A 15,223-nucleotide genomic window follows, 5' to 3' on the forward strand; every position below is an offset into this window, starting at 1 on the left:
ACGGTACTCTCGGGACCGAGTGTCGACGTATTCCCGTTCAAGGGACAGGTGCTTCCGATACGGTGACAAGGCCGTCTTGGGCCATGCCGTTATGGAATTCACCATCGGTTCCAGCCAGCCAACGGTCGCAACGTGCCATCGTCTATCCGCAGGCAGTGCAGTCGCCACAGCTTTACCGCTATGACTGTACGCCGACGCCCGCAGAACCAACTTCAATTCCGCGGGCCGATTACAGCGGTCAATAAGGGCTGTCGACCTTGCCCATCTCAACATAGACAGTCTTGATCTGGCTGTAATGGGCCAGCGCGGCAATACCGTTCTCGCGTCCGATGCCAGATTGCTTATAGCCGCCGAACGGTACTTCCACTGGCGTCAGGTTATAAGCATTGATCCAGCAGGTCCCGGCCTTGATCTGGCTGATTACGCGATGGCCCCGTGCTATGTCGGAGGTGAACACACCCGCCGCCAGACCGAACTCGGTATCGTTGGCGCGTGCGATTACTTCGTCCTCGTCGGAGAATTCCAGAACGCTCATCACCGGACCGAAGATTTCCTCGCGAGCGATGGTCATGCCGTCGGTCACATCCGTGAAGACGGTAGGCTCGATGAAAAAGCCTTTGTCGAAGCCTTGCAGTTTCGGCACGCCACCGCCGCAGGCAAGCTTCGCCCCTTCTGCCTTACCCTTTTCGATATAGGACAGCACCTTGTCGCGCTGTGCACTGTTGACTAGTGGCCCCATCTGGGTTGCTTCATCCAGCGGATCGCCAATGCGAATCTTGCGTGTACGTTCGACCAGCCGTTCGACAAAACGTTCGCGCACCTTCTTGTGAACGAAGACGCGGGTGCCGTTCGAACAGACCTGCCCGGTCGAATAGAAGTTACCGAGCATCGCGCCGCCGATAGCGCTTTCAAGGTCGGCGTCATCGAACACGATGATCGGCGACTTGCCACCAAGCTCCATGGTGACGTGCTTCAGGTGTTCGCCTGCCTGCGCCATGATGCGCTGGCCTGTCGGCACAGAACCAGTCAGTGAAACTTTGGCCGTCAAGCGATGATTGACGAGTGCGGCGCCGACATCGCCGAAGCCCTGCACGACATTGAATAAGCCATCGGGAAGGCCCGCTTCCTTGTATGCTTCCGCCAATGCAAGCACTGAAAGCGGCGTGTTTTCGGACGGCTTGAAGATGAAGGCATTCCCCATCGCGAGTGCAGGCGCGGATTTCCACGCAGCGATCTGGATCGGATAATTCCATGCGCCGATACCGACGCAGATGCCGAGCGCTTCGCGGCGCGTATAGGCGAACGAACCGCCAAGCTCCACGAACTCGCCGTTGAAGCCTGAAATGATGCCGCCGAAAAATTCCAGTGCATCCGCGGCCGAAGCTGCATCCGCCACCAGCGTTTCCTGAAGCGCCTTGCCGGTATCAAGCGTTTCGAGCTTCGACAGCTTCTTGTTCTTTTCGCGCAGGATTTCTGCAGTGCGGCGCAGGATGCGTCCGCGTTCGACGGGCTTAAGCGCAGCCCATTCGCCTTGCGCTTTCAGCGCTGCTGCATAAGCCGCCTCGATCACATCGGGTGTCGCCGAATATAGCTTGGCAATTTCCTCGCCGGTTGCTGGATAGATGACCGGCAACGGCTTGCCCGCCTTGTCTTCCATGAATGCGCCGCCGATGAAATGCGAGGCTTTGGGTTGTGCTTTCATTGTTATCCCTTAAATTTTATCAGCGGTCGGAAACTTGCCAGCGCGGATTGATCCAAGGCTCCTGATTGGAGCACGCCAGCGGCGTACGGCCGAGAATATGATCGGAAGCCTTTTCGCCGACCATGATCGACGGGCCGTTGAGATTGCCGTTGGTGATGCGCGGGAAGATGGATGAATCCGCAACGCGCAAGCCTTCGACACCGATCACCCGGCATTCAGCATCGACCACTGCCATTGGATCGTCAACCGCACCCATTTTGCACGTGCCGCATGGATGGAATGCGCTTTCGACGTGTTCCTTGATGAAATTATCGATTTCATCGTCGCTCTGAACATGTGCGCCCGGCTGGATTTCTGCTCCCCGATAAGGATTGAACGCGGCCTGTCCGAAGATTTCGCGGGTCAGCCGTACGCAATGGCGGAAGTCGGCCCAGTCGTCTTCATGCGACATATAATTGAACTTGATGACAGGCTTTTCACGCGGATTGGCCGATCGAAGCGTCACGCTGCCGCGTGATTTTGACCGCATCGGCCCGACATGAGCCTGAAAACCGTGCGATTGTGCTGCCGCCTTGCCGTCATAGCGGATCGCGACCGGCAGGAAGTGATACTGGATATCGGGATATTCCACGCCAGCCTTCGAGCGCACGAAAGCCGCAGATTCGAAATGGTTGGTTGCGCCGTCGCCGGTCTTGAAGAACAGCCATTCCGCACCGATCTTCGCTTTCGAAAACAGGTTCAGTTTGGAGTAGAGCGTGATCGGCTGCGTGCACTCCTGTTGGATATAGACTTCCAGATGGTCCTGCAGGTTCTGCCCGACGCCGGGACGGTCGGCGACCACTTCAATTCCGTGTTCTTTCAGTTGTGCGGCGGGACCGATGCCCGAGAGCATCAGGAGCTTCGGCGAATTGATCGATGAGGCGGCAATGATGACTTCACGCCGTGCACGGATGGTCGAGAAGCTGCGGCCTGCCTCGATCTCAACGCCAACCGCGCGCTTGCCCTCAAGCACGATCTTGCGCGCGAGGCCCTTGACCAGCTTGACATTCGGGCGCTTGAGGGCCGGTTTCAGATAGGCATTGGCGGCAGACCAGCGACGACCATTATGGATCGTCTGCTCCATCGGGCCGAAGCCTTCCTGTTTCTCGCCATTATAGTCTTCCGTGACTTCAAAGCCCGCTTCATGGCCAGCCTCGACAAAGGCATGGAACAGCGGATTGTCGCGTTTGCCGCGCTGGATAAAAAGCGGACCGCTGGTGCCGCGCCAGCCTTCCTGACCGCCGCTCGAATTTTCCATCCGCTTGAAATAGGGCAGTACATCGGCATAGGCCCAGCCGCGCGCACCGCTTTCCGACCAGTGGTCGTAGTCACGGGCATGGCCGCGCACATAGACCATGCCGTTGATAGAAGATGAGCCGCCCAGCACCTTGCCGCGCGGCGTCACAAGGCTGCGTCCGCCGATATGCGGTTCCGGTTCGGTGGAAAAGCCCCAGTCATAGGTTTCCATATTCATGGGGAAGGAGAGGGCAGCCGGCATCTGGATCAGGGGGCCAACATCGGGCACGCCATATTCGATGACGATCACCGAATAGCGACCGTCTTCCGACAGTCGATACGCCATGGCCGATCCGGCGGAGCCGGAGCCGATGATGATGAAATCCGCTTCCATACTCATTTCTCCCCCGCAAACTGGCCCAAAAGCTGAACCGCGATGTAATCCTCTACCAGCGCAATCGCCGAGGCTGCATTGGGCGCATCCGCACCGAGCGCATGACGGATGTAGAGGCCATCGATCATGGCACCAGCGCCCTCGGCAATGCGGCTTGCCCGCTCGCGCGTGGTCAGTTGTTCAAGTGCGAAAACGAGGTTTGAATGCAGGCGGCGCGCGTAGATGCGCAAGAGCCGGCGGGTGTCCTCCGACTGTTGCGCATGCACATAGAAGGTAAGCCAGGCGGCAATGGTTTCCTGCGCGAACTGCGATGCGGAAAAATTGACCGCAATGATGGCCGCGATACGTTCCCGCGGCGTCTCGGTTCGTCCGATGGCGGCGTTGAGATCCTGCCCCAGTTCACGCAGCAAATGCCGCATGGTGGCGAGAATGAGCTTGTCCTTGCCGCCGAAATAATGATGCGCAAGCGCAGGTGAAACGCCCGCCTCATGCGCGATCTGCGCGACGGTCACGTCCAGCGAACCACGCTGGCCGATGGTACGAATGGCGGCATCGATCAACTCGCGCCGCCGCAAGGGTTCCATCCCGATCTTGGGCATAATCGTGGTCCGTTCTCAGGCTAATTATCCGCCAGTTTAACGTTGATTGACTCATCAATCAATAAAAACCAGATGTGCAAATCATGCATTTACCGTCGCAACAGTGGGTGGGTTATCTGGCAGGAGGCTTGCCGGGGATGTGCCAACTGCCTACATTCAACTGATGAGCAGAGCATTCACCAGGGAACAGGATGACGCGCCGACCGATCTTGGCGAGCGCCCGGTCAGTCCGCATCGCAATCTCGTCACGCCGACGGGCCTGAAGATGATCGAGGACGAAATCGCCCAGCTGCAGCGCGAGCTGGCAGACGCCAATGTAGCGGGCGAGCGTTCGGCGATTGCGCGTATCTCGCGTGATCTGCGCTACTGGACGGCGCGGCGCGAAAATGCCGAGCTTTCGGTTCCCGCTTCCGACAGTGATGTCGTGCGTTTCGGCATGACGGTGGAACTGGAAAATCTGGACGACGGCAAGGTTCGCCGCTGGACCATCGTGGGCGAGGACGAGGCCGACCCATCAAACGGCAAGATTTCCCACGTGGCGCCCGTTGCCATTCTGTTATTCGGCAAGCCGGTCGGCGATGTCGTGAAAATCAATAATGTCGAATGGGAAATCGTGTCGCTGAAGGTTGTTTAGTCTTCTTCTATAGCGACCGTATGGTCACGAAAAAACGCTGCGGCGCCGGTTTCATCGATTTCACTCGTTGAAACCATCAGGACGAGTTGGATAATGTCTTCCTGTTCGGCCTCAAGACTGAAACCATTGAAATAAAGAAACAAGTCGGCGGCAGCCAGCCCTGTTCTCTTGTTGCCGTCCACGAAGGGGTGGTTTTTCAGCACACCGAACAGATAGGCTGCCGCCAGGTCGAAGATATCCGGATCGCCATAGGCTTCCTTTTGCAGCGGACGCGCAAGTGCTGAATCAAGCAAGCCAGTATCGCGAATGCCGGTTGCACCGCCATGCAAACGCAATTGCTCCTGATGCAGCGCTTCTATGAAAGCCCGCGAATGAAACTCAATCATTGAGCGAGCACGCGATAAGCGGTCTCGTATTTTTTCATCCGCTCGCGGGCGATCTTCATTTTCTTCTCGAAGATTTCCGGGTCTTCCGTGCTCCTGGTCAGTCTCAGCCCATCCTTGTCTGCGGTCAGGACCAGAGTGTCGCCAGTTTGCACGTTCAACTGCTCCAGCATTTCCTTCGGGATGATCACACCGTCGGAATTGCCGATTTTGCGCAGGGTTACGTTCATGGCTTTGCTCCTATGTTATAACGCATGATATAACATGTTGCGCCTGTGTTGTCACCACAAGCTACAGCCAACCCTTTCGGCGGAAATAGTAAAGCGGCAGCAGGGCGGAGGCGATCATCAGACCAAGCGCCATCGGATAACCCCATGGCGATTGCAGCTCCGGCATGAAGGAAAAGTTCATGCCGTAGATGGAAGCCACTAGCGTCGGCGGCATAAAACCGACCGCCGCCACAGAGAAAATCTTGATGATGGCGTTCTGTTCTACCGAAATCAGACCAACGATCGTATCGAGAAGGAATGTGACCTTGTTGGACAGAAAATCCACATAGGCGGTCAGGGATTGCGTGTCGCGTTCCAGCGACTTGATCCAGCTGCGCGTTTCCTTCTTGCCGGCTGCGGGATTGTTGATGGCCGACAGATAGACCAGCATGCGGCTGATCCCCGCCAGACTTTCGCGCATTCGCGAGAGAAATGTTCCCTGTCCACCGATCTGGGTCAGTATGTGACGGAAATCCTCCGTCGTCATCGGTCGCGCTTTCGGCTGACGGCGATAGATGGAATGCGAGGCAGCATCGATCTTGCCTGCGACACCTTCCAGAATGTCGGCGAGGCGGTTCGTCGTGGCTTCGGTAATACCAAGCATGATCGACAGGCCCGAGCATTTGGGTGATATCAACCCGTTGCCCGGTTTGGTGGAGCGCAGGATATAGGTGCTGAACGATTTCGGATTGGCATAGCGCACGGTTATCAGCCGTGAACCATGCAGGATGAAGGTGACGGGCGCCAGCTCGCGATGGTCGAGATCGACCGCGTGCAGGATCGGCACTGTGAGATATTGGGCGCCGGTTTCCATGTAGAAGCGGCTCGATTCCTCGATTTCCGTCATGTCTTCGCGGGTGGGGATCGAAATGCCCATCCATGCTTCGACAATACTGTCTTCATTGACGCCAGGAGCAAACAGGTCGATCCAGATAACATTTTCGGGCAGCGGAGTGCCGGGCTCGACTTCCACTTGTTCGAGGTGGTCTCCGGAAAGGCTGTAAAGTGTGATCATACTGGCACCTGACGTCTGGCCCGAAATCTCGAGCGGCTGGATTATGGGGCACTGTGCGCGAAAATTGTTAACGGAATGCGGCAGTGGTTTCCAGCCCGCAATCAGCTTTCTTCATGATGGTTGACAGCTCCATTACATAGGTCTAATTCATCAAGTCATCAGATGACTTTGGTGAAGATATGAAGGCGATATCCCGCAAGACTTTGACGGATTCGGCCACGCAGGCATTGCGAGGCGAAATCACGTCGGGACGCTGGTCGATAGGCGACCAGTTGCCAAATGAAGCCGCACTTTCCGCAACGCTCGATGTCAGCCGCGGCACGGTGCGCGAAGCTGTTCGGGCGCTGGTGGCGCAAGGAATGCTGGAAACCCGGCAGGGTTCGGGAACCTATGTCCGTTCCACTGCCGACACGGCACGCAGCCTCGACCGCATCCGCCATACCAGCCTGCGCGACCGCTTTGAGACCCGGGCAGTTCTCGAAACGGAAGCCGCGCGTCTGGCCGCCTTACGCATCAAGCCGAAGGGGATTGTGCATCTGGAGAAAATGCTGGCACAACGCGGCAATCGCGATGAACTCGACCGGGCAACTTTCGTGGCCCGAGACTTTGCCTTTCATGAGGCCATCGTCGCTGCCTCGGGCAACAGCGCACTGATCGAGGTCTATGCCTTTTTCTCCGCCTCCATTCGCGAATCCATAGAAGCTACGCTCGACGGCGAACTGCCCGAGCCAAACCATGAGGCGCACCGCCAGATCGTTGAAGCTATCGCTTCGGGCGATCCTGACCAGGCCGGTGCAACGGTTCGCCGCTTCATGGCGCCCCTGATTGAAGAACTTGAAAGGTTGCTGGCATCATGAGCCACACGAACACAGGCCTGTCGGAAGCGGCAGAAAGCGAGGCGATATTTCAGCCCGAGGCGCTGGTCGACGCTGAGGCGGACAGCGTTCCGCCGCCGCCAGTCCAGCAACCGCCAAGCAAGGCGATGCGCATTTTGCTGGGTCTGAGCCTCGTGCTGATCGCCGCCAATCTGCGACCGGTATTTTCCAGCGTTTCCGTGCTTTTGCCGGAAATCATCGATGCCACCGGCATGTCATCCGTTGCAGCCGGTATCCTGACCACATTGCCGGTTGTCTGCCTTGGCGTCTTTGCGCCATTCGCACCACGGCTGGCGCAGCGTTTCGGCGCCGAACGCGTTCTGCTTTTCGTGCTGGTCGTGCTGACTGTCGGCACCGCCATTCGCGGCTTCGGTTCGTTCTATTCGCTTTATATTGGCGCAGCATTGGCCGGTGCCGCAATTGCTACTGGCAACGTGCTGCTTCCGGGCGTCGTCAAGCGTGATTTCCCGAAAACTGCGGCCATCATGACCGGTCTTTATACGATGGCGCTATGCGGCGGCGCTGCCTCCGCGGCCGGATTCACCATTCCCATCAAGGGGATGCTCGGCGGTTCCTGGAATCTTGCTCTGGCATTCTGGGCTGTTCCGGCGGCAGTCGTTCTGCTGTTGTGGCTGCCGCAGGCCATGCGTGCGAAACACAATGTCGCCCATTCGGGTTTCAAGGTGATCGGCTTGTGGAAGGATAAGCTGGCCTGGCAGGTAACCCTGTTCATGGGTCTGCAATCCTCCACCGCCTACATCGTTTTCGGATGGCTGGCGCCGATCCTGCGCGAACAGGGCCTGAGCCCGGCAGCGGCCGGCGGTCTGGTCTCTTTTTCGATCCTGGCTCAGGTCATCACCTGTCTCGCGGTACCGTCGATTGCTACCCGCCAGAAGAACCAGAGCCTGCTCAATGTCATTCTCTGCGCTTGTGCGGCCTTGCCGCTGATCGGCTTTCTCTATCTGCCACTATGGACCTATTGGGGACTGGCGGTCATTCAGGGCATCGGGCAGGGCGGTCTCATCGCCGCCGCCATGATGGTGATCGTGCTGCGGGCGCCGGACTCACACACGGCGGCGCATCTGTCCGGCATGGCGCAGTGCGTCGGCTATACGCTTGCCGCAATCGGCCCGCTCATCGTCGGGCTGATCCACAGCGCAACGGGCAGCTTTACCGCCTGTGGTCTTTTCTTCGCTGTGTTGGGGCTGGGGGCTGCCATCGCCGGATGGGGAGCCGGGCGCGCGCAACATGTAGGTGTGCAGGTAATCAAGGAATAGCAGCAACAAAAAACCCCGGCAAAACCGGGGTTTTTCTTTATTGTTGTATGAAGGCTCAGGCCTTTTCGTACAGTTCTTCGACGAATTCCCAATTGATAAGGCTATCGACGAAGGCCTCGAGGTACTTCGGACGCAGATTGCGATAATCGACATAGTAGGAGTGTTCCCACACGTCGACGCCAAGGATCGGCGTTGCACCGTGAACCAGCGGGTTTTCGCCGTTCGGGGTCTTGGAGATTTCAAGCTTGCCGTCCTTGACCGACAGCCAGGCCCAGCCTGAACCGAACTGGCCGACGCCAGCAGCGATGAAATCCGCACGGAACTTGTCGTAGCCGCCAAGATCGGACTCGATTGCCTTTTCAAGCTTGCCCGGCAGCTTCTTGCCGCCACCGTTCTTCTTCATCCACTTCCAGAACAGGATGTGGTTGTAGTGCTGGCCGGCATTGTTGAAGAGGCCCTGGTTCTTGCCGTAGCTTTCCTTGACGATCTCTTCTAGGCTCTTGCCTTCGAGGCCGGAGCCTTCGAGCAGCTTGTTGCCGTTGGTGACATAGGCCTGATGGTGCTTGTCGTGATGAAGTTCAAGCGTCTCGCGCGACATGAAAGGCGCAAGGGCGTCATAGTCATACGGCAGGGCGGGCAGTTCGAAAGCCATTGGAAACTCTCCTCTTTTCTTTGAGCTTACATGGGCAGCTTGCGGCGGGCCGAGCAGATGCTGCCTCAAAACTTGCGTGCAGAATCTACATAGGCCGCATCGGTGCGGGCGGCAATGGCGTGAATGAGCAATTCAGCTTCAAGACAATGAATTATTATTGAAATCACAGTAGGATGGCGCAATTCTAGATTTTATGCTTCGCCATGCGTGGCGGACCCTCACAGGAGGAAACGGTGTCCCACAGTTCTTATGTCTTCGACGCTTATGGCACATTATTCGATGTCCATTCGGCGGTGCGGCGACATGCAGACAAAGCCGGGCCGGACGGCCGGGCATTTTCCGAACTGTGGCGGGCCAAGCAGCTCGAATATTCCTGGGTGCTCAGCCTGATGGGTGCCTATAGCGATTTCTGGAAACTCACCGAGGAGTCGCTCGATTTCGCATTCGCGCGTTACCCGTCCGTAGATCCGGCACTGCGCAATGATTTGCTCGATGCCTATTGGAAGCTCGATTGCTATCCGGAAGTGCCCGCTGCTCTCAAAAGCCTGAAGGAGAAGGGCGCACGGCTTGCGATCCTTTCCAATGGTTCGCCCGCCATGCTCGAATCCGCAGTGCGTTCGGCAGCGCTCGACGTCCTGCTGGACGACGTGATTTCGGTTGATGAAGTCAGGAAATACAAGACTGCCCCGGCGGTCTATGAGCTCATCACTCTGCAATGGCGGCTTTATCCTTCCGCAATCTCGTTCCAGTCCTCGAACCGCTGGGACGTGGCAGGGGCGGTGCGGTTCGGCATGCGCGGGGTCTGGATCAATCGGACCAACCAGCCCGACGAATATAAACAGTTTGCTCCGGCACTGATTCTGCCAAGCCTTCAGTTGCTTGATTGAGTTCTCACTAAAATTTGAACTCGCCGGGTTTATGGAAAGCTGGCTCCTGCACCCAAAATTGTGTCGCGGCTGCAACACGAGCCATGCTGGTGGGCTTTCGCCACGTTTAGGCCGCATTACGAACGGGCGTACGCCACATTTTTCGGGCGTTTTCCGTGCAACCAAACACCGGAAACAGCCGTTTACGGCCTTTTCGATGGCTCACTGCGTATCTGCCACAATTGGCCGGGTCGCAATTCGTTAACCCTGAATGTGTATCTGTAACTCCTCCCGTCACTAAACTGGTTTTCATATGCAAACGACCCTTACCCGCCGTTCCTTTCTGACGGCAATGACAGCAACAGCGGCCGCCGGTCTGGCCGGTTGCGCTCAGTTGGGGCAGAATGTTCCAATCATTGATGTGGATCAGTCGGGCAACCCGATCAACCGCACCCCGCAGGCTAATGTCGATTCCTCCTATGGCGGATGGACGCAGATGTATGCTGCCGTCGAGGATGGCGGCTTCCAGCTTCCGGCAATTCCGATCCAGAAGATGGACAAGCGCTTCCTGCGTCAGGTTGTGCAGGATCCAACCGGCGAACTGCCCGGTACATTGGTCATCGATACGGCCAACCGCTTCTGCTATCTGGTCCTCGAAAACGGACAAGCAATGCGCTACGGCGTGGGCATTGGCCGCGAAGGTTTCGCGTGGTCGGGTCGCGCTGTGATCCAGTACAAGCGCCAGTGGCCGCGCTGGACCCCACCGGATGAAATGGTCGCCCGTCAGCCGGAACTGGTGCAGTACAGCGCCAGGAACGGCGGCATGGCTCCGGGCCTCAAGAACCCGCTCGGCGCCCGCGCTCTCTATATTTTCCAGGACGGCAAGGACACGCTGTACCGCCTGCACGGCAATCCGGAATGGTGGTCCATCGGCAAGGCAGTCTCTTCGGGCTGCGTACGCTTCCTGAACCAGGACATCATCGACCTCTATGATCGCGTTCCGGCGAAATCGCCGATTCTCGTGATGTAATAGCGATTGTCTGAACGACAGATTGCAAAAGCCCCGGATAGCCAGCTGTCCGGGGCTTTTTCCATTGTGCCGCGCGCCAACTTGCCGCCGCCTTGAAAATAAGTCACTTTCCGCGCGGACAAATCGTCGGAACAAGGGGAGGGAAGTCATGTCCGAGGAAAAAGTCGCCAAGGAAGTCGTGAAAGGCCCTGCATCCTATTTCCCGTCCATCGAGAAAAAATACGGGCAGCCTGTCCAGCATTGGCTTTCGCTGATCGAGCAGCGAAAGGGCGACAAGCATATGGAAATCGTCAACTGGCTGAAGTCGGAATTCGAGATGGGGCATGGCCATGCCAATGCCCTTGTCGCCTACGCCCTCGCCAAACCGGCGAAGGCGTGACACTGGCACCTTCTACCGTTTGAAGCCGCCGAGAATGCCGCGCACAAGTGCGCGGCCAAGCGAATTGCCGACCGAGCGGACAACGGACTTCATGGCCGTTTCCGCGACCGTCTGGCGACCGGAGCGGCGACCAGTACCAAGTGCGGTGCCGACGAGGTCGCCAAGGATACTACCGCCGCCTTCTTCCTCTTCCTTGGTCTTTTGCTGGGCTGCTGCAGCATTCTGCGCCTTGCGGGCCAGCATTTCGAAAGCGGAATCGCGATCCAGTACCTGATCGTACTGCCCGGCAACCGGGCTTGCGGCGATGATCTTCGCGCGTTCTTCCGGCGTCAGCGGGCCGATACGCGATGAAGGCGGGCGCATAAGCGTGCGCTGCACGATTGAAGGCACCCCCTTGGCTTGCAGCGTCGACACCAGTGCTTCGCCAGTGGCGAGATTGGTGATCGCCTGAAACGTGTTGAAATCCGGGTTCGGACGGAATGTATCGGCTGCCGTCTTCACGGCATTGGTTTCGCGCGGCGTATAGGCGCGAAGCGCGTGCTGCACGCGATTGCCGAGCTGCGCCAGAACGGTTTCCGGCACATCGAGCGGATTCTGCGTCACGAAATAAACGCCGACACCCTTGGAGCGGATCAGGCGCACCACCTGTTCGACACGGTCGACCAGAGCCTTCGGCGCTTCATCGAAGAGAAGATGGGCTTCATCGAAGAAGAAGACGAGCCGCGGCTTATCGGGATCGCCGACTTCCGGCAGTTCCTCGAAGAGTTCCGACATCAGCCAAAGCAGGAAAGTGGAATAGAGCCGCGGGCTCATCATCAGCTTGTCGGCAGCAAGCACGCTCACTACACCGCGCCCGTCGGTCGTGGTGCGCATCAGGTCTGAAATCTTGAGCGCTGGTTCCCCGAAGAATTTCGAGCCGCCCTGCTGGTCGAGGACCAGAAGCGAACGCTGGATTGCACCCACCGAAGCCTTGTTCACATTGCCGTACTTGCCCGAAAGTTCTGCCGAGCGCTCCGCCATTTCGGCGAGGATGGCTTGCAAGTCCTTCAGGTCCAGTAGCAGCAAGCCTTCTTCGTCCGCCAGGCGGAAGGCGATGTTCAGCACACCTTCCTGCGCCTCGGTCAGATTCATCAGGCGCGACAGGAGGAGCGGCCCCATTTCGGAAATGGTGGCGCGGACAGGGTGTCCCTGTTCGCCGAAAATATCCCAGAAGATCACAGGCGCCGCGCGCATTTCGTACGGATCGAGCTTCACTTCCGCTGCACGCTTGAGGAGGCCGTCATTTTGAACGCCGATCGCGCCAATGCCGGAAAGATCGCCTTTGATGTCGGCGCAGAAAACCGGAACGCCAGCCGCTGAAAAGCTTTCGGCCAGAACCTGCAGCGTGACCGTTTTACCCGTGCCGGTCGCGCCGGTGACGAGACCGTGCCGGTTGCCGTATTTCAGCGCTAGATATTCCGGCTGCTGGTAGGAGTCGTCAGGCTTGCGGCTCGCGCCAAGAAAAATAGCGTCTTCGGCAGTCATCAGGCAGCTTGCTCCCTCTGTTCAACTATAACTTATGATATAGAGCAAAATCCGGCCGGAGTGAAACGAGGATCGGTAAGATTATGCCGGATCGCGGCCCTCAACGCGCAGGATAGCCGTTTGGGTGCGACGGAATAGCTTCCAGGTAGGCAGCAATGGCATTGCGGTCGGCTTCGGCAAGGTGAGCCATGTTCGCAACCACATCGGTCATCGATCCGCCAAGCGAATCGAAATCCGGGGTAAAGCCGCTTTGCAGGGCGTAGGAGATGTCTTTCCCGCTCCAGCCGCCGATGCCCGCTTCATCCGGCGTGATGTTCGGCACGACGCCTTTTTTCCCGTCACTGCCGGTTTCAGGCGACAATGCTCCGGCGAGCCACTTGCTTGTGTCTACCCCCCCAATCGCATTGCGCGGTGTGTGACATTCGCCGCAATGGCCAAGGGCTTCAGTCAGATACTGGCCGCGCTTCACCTGGTCGGAAGCATTTGCGATTTCCACCGCAGGCTGGTCGGACAGGTAAAGCTGTTTCCAGAGGCCGAGCCCCCGTCGGACCGTGAAGGGGAAGGAAAGCTTGTGCGGCGCTGCGACATTATCGGAGGGCGGCAATGTTTTCATAAACGCAAAGAGATCGGCCACATCCTGGGGCTGCATTTTGGTATAAGAAGTGTAGGGGAACGATGGATAAAGATGTTCGTCCTGCTTGCCGACCCCCTTCAGCATCGCATTGGCAAAGTCCTGTATGGTCCATGTGCCGATACCTTGCTCTGACGGGGAAATATTGGGAGCGATGAATGTCCCGAAATCTGAAACCAGTTCATGTCCGCCTGCCAGAACCTTGCGTGCATCGCCGGAGGCACCTGGCGCGGCATGGCAGGAGGCACAGCCGCCTGCCCAGAAAACCTGTTCGCCCTTGACGGGATCGCCCGGCTTCATCGCGTCCAAAACGGTCGCGTCCACCTTCTGCGGAGCGGTCAGAATCCAGAAGGCAGCGGCTCCAAGGACGACCACGGCGCCTGCGGCATATGCCAGTTTTCGGACCATTCCATCTGTTCCCGTGAGGCGGTTCCAGGACAAGCCAGACCGCTCTTATGACCGTTATTTAGCGTGACAGTTCCAAAGTACGGATGCACTGGAATTGCACCGCACTTTTGCTGCAAATTTTTTTGCACACCGAGTGTTTCCGTTCGGTGTGCATTCTGTCAACAGCGAAGATCAGTTCTTCTTGACGCGATAGGCTTGATGGCAGGAACCACAATTGGCGGCAACCTGCTGGAAGGCTGGCTTCAGCGCATCAAGATCCTGCGGTTTGGCAGCCAGTGCCGTAGCGGCGTCGGTCCGGAATTTTTCGACGTGCTTGACGAAGTCGTCTTTGGTTTCCCAGATTTTCGGCGAAGCTTCAGTATCGCCCTGATCCGAACCGGCCGGGAACAACGCATCCACATCCAGCTTCTTGGCATCGGCATCGATCTTTTCCAGCGCAGCAAGTGCTGTGGTGGCGTCGAATGGCTTCTCACCCTTGATCATCGGAGCAATTGACCCGACTGAGCGTCCAAGGTCCTTCATGATTGCCTGACGATCTGCGGTGACGTCAGCCTGTGCTGCGCCGGCGATCAATACAGCTGCAGAGCTGATAGTCAGGAAAAACAAACGCATGCGATCCTCCGCATTTAAAAATTGAACAGACTTCGTCCCTTGGTTCAAATATCCGATACAATCCGGGGCATTGCAATCATTGCGTCGGTTAAATCCCCAGTGCAGCAAGTATCATCCTGAATTTATAGGGATTATTACATAGGCTTCACGTTATCGTGAAAAACATGACTTAAATACTATTGTTTTATACTGATCGGTGTCATTATTTGTGCCGGTATACTCGGTTGGGCAGCCCAAAACAAAAAGGCCCCGGAACCCGGGGCCTTTTCGAGCATGTAAAGTTTGATCAGACGAACTGGCCGAGGCCCGGAATTGCGCCGATGACGGCATCAACTGGTTCGTCACCAGCCTTTTCCTTGGCAAAGCGGATGGTTTCCTTGGCAACGCCGGAAATTTCACCCATGCCCAGACCAGCGCCCATGAGCTGGGAGCCGAGACCCATCACGCCGCCCATCAGGCCGGACAGGAAGCCGCCGCCCTTGACCTGCGCGATTGCTTCTTCAGCGCCGGGGAATGCTGCCAGAAGCTTCTGGACTTCCGCTGCCGGGCCTTCCTTCTGCAGGAAGGCGAGGATCATGCCGACTGCCTTTTCTGCCGTTGCCGCATCGATGCCAACTTTGGAGGTGATGCGTGCGATCAGTTCTTCCATGGAAACTCTCCCAAAAATCTTACGTTTACGTAATATGCATTCTCGCCTT

The 15,223-nt window shown here is 57.5% G+C and carries 17 protein-coding genes; 6 read left to right on the plus strand and 11 right to left on the minus strand.

Features of this window, described 5'->3' with window-relative positions; translation table 11 throughout:
* Nucleotides 1–238 precede the first annotated feature (238 nt).
* The 3 genes from betB to betI are packed head-to-tail and all read right to left on the minus strand — an operon-like array spanning nt 239 to nt 3,970.
* Nucleotides 239–1,702, minus strand: a complete 1,464-nt coding sequence (gene betB / locus ABDF71_RS05040; RefSeq protein WP_036585847.1) for a betaine-aldehyde dehydrogenase — start codon at nt 1,700–1,702, stop codon at nt 239–241.
* A 19-nt stretch (nt 1,703–1,721) separates the two neighbouring features.
* Nucleotides 1,722–3,371, minus strand: coding sequence for a choline dehydrogenase (gene betA / locus ABDF71_RS05045; protein ID WP_500061653.1), 1,650 nt, complete (start codon nt 3,369–3,371; stop codon nt 1,722–1,724).
* Between the two features lie 2 nt (nt 3,372–3,373).
* Complete coding sequence (gene betI / locus ABDF71_RS05050) at nt 3,374–3,970, minus strand: transcriptional regulator BetI (RefSeq protein WP_500061228.1); 597 nt, start codon at nt 3,968–3,970, stop codon at nt 3,374–3,376.
* A 163-nt stretch (nt 3,971–4,133) separates the two neighbouring features.
* On the opposite strand from betI, the gene ABDF71_RS05055 reads away from it, so the two are divergent.
* Complete coding sequence (locus tag ABDF71_RS05055) at nt 4,134–4,604, plus strand: GreA/GreB family elongation factor (protein WP_151662818.1); 471 nt, start codon at nt 4,134–4,136, stop codon at nt 4,602–4,604.
* Here the strand turns inward: ABDF71_RS05055 and ABDF71_RS05060 are convergent.
* The 3 genes from ABDF71_RS05060 to ABDF71_RS05070 form a co-directional block, all read right to left on the minus strand.
* On the minus strand, nt 4,601–4,990 hold the full coding sequence (locus ABDF71_RS05060; protein ID WP_061347201.1) for a type II toxin-antitoxin system death-on-curing family toxin: 390 nt from the start codon (nt 4,988–4,990) through the stop codon (nt 4,601–4,603). The two genes, ABDF71_RS05055 and ABDF71_RS05060, sit on opposite strands and share 4 nt — an antisense overlap.
* Nucleotides 4,987–5,217, minus strand: coding sequence for an AbrB/MazE/SpoVT family DNA-binding domain-containing protein (locus tag ABDF71_RS05065; RefSeq protein WP_061347202.1), 231 nt, complete (start codon nt 5,215–5,217; stop codon nt 4,987–4,989). Before ABDF71_RS05065 ends, ABDF71_RS05060 begins: the two co-directional genes overlap by 4 nt.
* A 61-nt stretch (nt 5,218–5,278) precedes the next feature.
* Nucleotides 5,279–6,271: a magnesium transporter CorA family protein gene (locus ABDF71_RS05070; RefSeq protein ID WP_010661562.1), complete on the minus strand. Its 993-nt coding sequence runs from the start codon at nt 6,269–6,271 to the stop codon at nt 5,279–5,281.
* A 179-nt stretch (nt 6,272–6,450) separates the two neighbouring features.
* Here ABDF71_RS05070 and ABDF71_RS05075 point away from each other — a divergent pair, with 179 nt between their 5' ends.
* A complete protein-coding gene (locus tag ABDF71_RS05075) occupies nt 6,451–7,128 on the plus strand; it encodes a FadR/GntR family transcriptional regulator (protein ID WP_036581178.1) in 678 nt (225 codons plus the stop codon).
* Nucleotides 7,125–8,423 (plus strand): CynX/NimT family MFS transporter, encoded by a 1,299-nt coding sequence (locus ABDF71_RS05080; RefSeq protein ID WP_012092470.1) that lies wholly within the window; start codon nt 7,125–7,127, stop codon nt 8,421–8,423. Before ABDF71_RS05075 ends, ABDF71_RS05080 begins: the two co-directional genes overlap by 4 nt.
* A gap of 55 nt (nt 8,424–8,478) precedes the next feature.
* Here the strand turns inward: ABDF71_RS05080 and ABDF71_RS05085 are convergent, their stop codons facing one another.
* On the minus strand, nt 8,479–9,075 hold the full coding sequence (locus ABDF71_RS05085) for a superoxide dismutase (protein ID WP_012092469.1): 597 nt from the start codon (nt 9,073–9,075) through the stop codon (nt 8,479–8,481).
* 233 nt (nt 9,076–9,308) lie between these two features.
* On the opposite strand from ABDF71_RS05085, the gene ABDF71_RS05090 reads away from it, so the two are divergent.
* The 3 genes from ABDF71_RS05090 to ABDF71_RS05100 all read left to right on the plus strand — a co-directional run bounded on the left by ABDF71_RS05090 (nt 9,309) and on the right by ABDF71_RS05100 (nt 11,350).
* A complete protein-coding gene (locus ABDF71_RS05090; protein WP_010661566.1) occupies nt 9,309–9,962 on the plus strand; it encodes a haloacid dehalogenase type II in 654 nt (217 codons plus the stop codon).
* Between the two features lie 292 nt (nt 9,963–10,254).
* Nucleotides 10,255–10,971 (plus strand): L,D-transpeptidase, encoded by a 717-nt coding sequence (locus ABDF71_RS05095; RefSeq protein WP_012092467.1) that lies wholly within the window; start codon nt 10,255–10,257, stop codon nt 10,969–10,971.
* A 148-nt stretch (nt 10,972–11,119) separates the two neighbouring features.
* Nucleotides 11,120–11,350 carry a DUF4287 domain-containing protein gene (locus tag ABDF71_RS05100; RefSeq protein WP_012092466.1) on the plus strand — a complete coding sequence of 77 codons (231 nt, stop codon included), beginning with the start codon at nt 11,120–11,122 and terminating at the stop codon, nt 11,348–11,350.
* Between the two features lie 12 nt (nt 11,351–11,362).
* Here the strand turns inward: ABDF71_RS05100 and ABDF71_RS05105 are convergent, their stop codons facing one another.
* From ABDF71_RS05105 to ABDF71_RS05120, 4 genes are all read right to left on the minus strand, one after another.
* Nucleotides 11,363–12,874, minus strand: a complete 1,512-nt coding sequence (locus ABDF71_RS05105) for a helicase HerA-like C-terminal domain-containing protein (protein WP_012092465.1) — start codon at nt 12,872–12,874, stop codon at nt 11,363–11,365.
* Nucleotides 12,875–12,974: 100 nt separating this feature from the next.
* Complete coding sequence (locus ABDF71_RS05110) at nt 12,975–13,913, minus strand: c-type cytochrome (protein WP_151606394.1); 939 nt, start codon at nt 13,911–13,913, stop codon at nt 12,975–12,977.
* Nucleotides 13,914–14,084: 171 nt separating this feature from the next.
* Nucleotides 14,085–14,525, minus strand: coding sequence for a c-type cytochrome (locus ABDF71_RS05115; protein WP_010661571.1), 441 nt, complete (start codon nt 14,523–14,525; stop codon nt 14,085–14,087).
* 286 nt (nt 14,526–14,811) lie between these two features.
* Nucleotides 14,812–15,174: a DUF2267 domain-containing protein gene (locus tag ABDF71_RS05120; RefSeq protein WP_010661572.1), complete on the minus strand. Its 363-nt coding sequence runs from the start codon at nt 15,172–15,174 to the stop codon at nt 14,812–14,814.
* Between the last annotated feature and the right edge of the window lie 49 nt (nt 15,175–15,223).

Source organism: Ochrobactrum sp. WV_118_8, assembly GCF_039631535.1.
In the GTDB taxonomy this organism is placed as follows: domain Bacteria; phylum Pseudomonadota; class Alphaproteobacteria; order Rhizobiales; family Rhizobiaceae; genus Brucella; species Brucella anthropi.

Coding starts and splice junctions, on each gene's coding strand:
- betB (WP_036585847.1), bottom strand. CDS start 1,702: ATGAAAGCACAACCCAAAGCCTCGCATTTCATCGGCGGCGCATTCATG.
- betA (WP_500061653.1), bottom strand. CDS start 3,371: ATGGAAGCGGATTTCATCATCATCGGCTCCGGCTCCGCCGGATCGGCC.
- betI (WP_500061228.1), bottom strand. CDS start 3,970: ATGCCCAAGATCGGGATGGAACCCTTGCGGCGGCGCGAGTTGATCGAT.
- ABDF71_RS05055 (WP_151662818.1), top strand. CDS start 4,134: ATGAGCAGAGCATTCACCAGGGAACAGGATGACGCGCCGACCGATCTT.
- ABDF71_RS05060 (WP_061347201.1), bottom strand. CDS start 4,990: ATGATTGAGTTTCATTCGCGGGCTTTCATAGAAGCGCTGCATCAGGAG.
- ABDF71_RS05065 (WP_061347202.1), bottom strand. CDS start 5,217: ATGAACGTAACCCTGCGCAAAATCGGCAATTCCGACGGTGTGATCATC.
- ABDF71_RS05070 (WP_010661562.1), bottom strand. CDS start 6,271: ATGATCACACTTTACAGCCTTTCCGGAGACCACCTCGAACAAGTGGAA.
- ABDF71_RS05075 (WP_036581178.1), top strand. CDS start 6,451: ATGAAGGCGATATCCCGCAAGACTTTGACGGATTCGGCCACGCAGGCA.
- ABDF71_RS05080 (WP_012092470.1), top strand. CDS start 7,125: ATGAGCCACACGAACACAGGCCTGTCGGAAGCGGCAGAAAGCGAGGCG.
- ABDF71_RS05085 (WP_012092469.1), bottom strand. CDS start 9,075: ATGGCTTTCGAACTGCCCGCCCTGCCGTATGACTATGACGCCCTTGCG.
- ABDF71_RS05095 (WP_012092467.1), top strand. CDS start 10,255: ATGCAAACGACCCTTACCCGCCGTTCCTTTCTGACGGCAATGACAGCA.
- ABDF71_RS05100 (WP_012092466.1), top strand. CDS start 11,120: ATGTCCGAGGAAAAAGTCGCCAAGGAAGTCGTGAAAGGCCCTGCATCC.
- ABDF71_RS05105 (WP_012092465.1), bottom strand. CDS start 12,874: ATGACTGCCGAAGACGCTATTTTTCTTGGCGCGAGCCGCAAGCCTGAC.
- ABDF71_RS05110 (WP_151606394.1), bottom strand. CDS start 13,913: ATGGTCCGAAAACTGGCATATGCCGCAGGCGCCGTGGTCGTCCTTGGA.
- ABDF71_RS05115 (WP_010661571.1), bottom strand. CDS start 14,525: ATGCGTTTGTTTTTCCTGACTATCAGCTCTGCAGCTGTATTGATCGCC.
- ABDF71_RS05120 (WP_010661572.1), bottom strand. CDS start 15,174: ATGGAAGAACTGATCGCACGCATCACCTCCAAAGTTGGCATCGATGCG.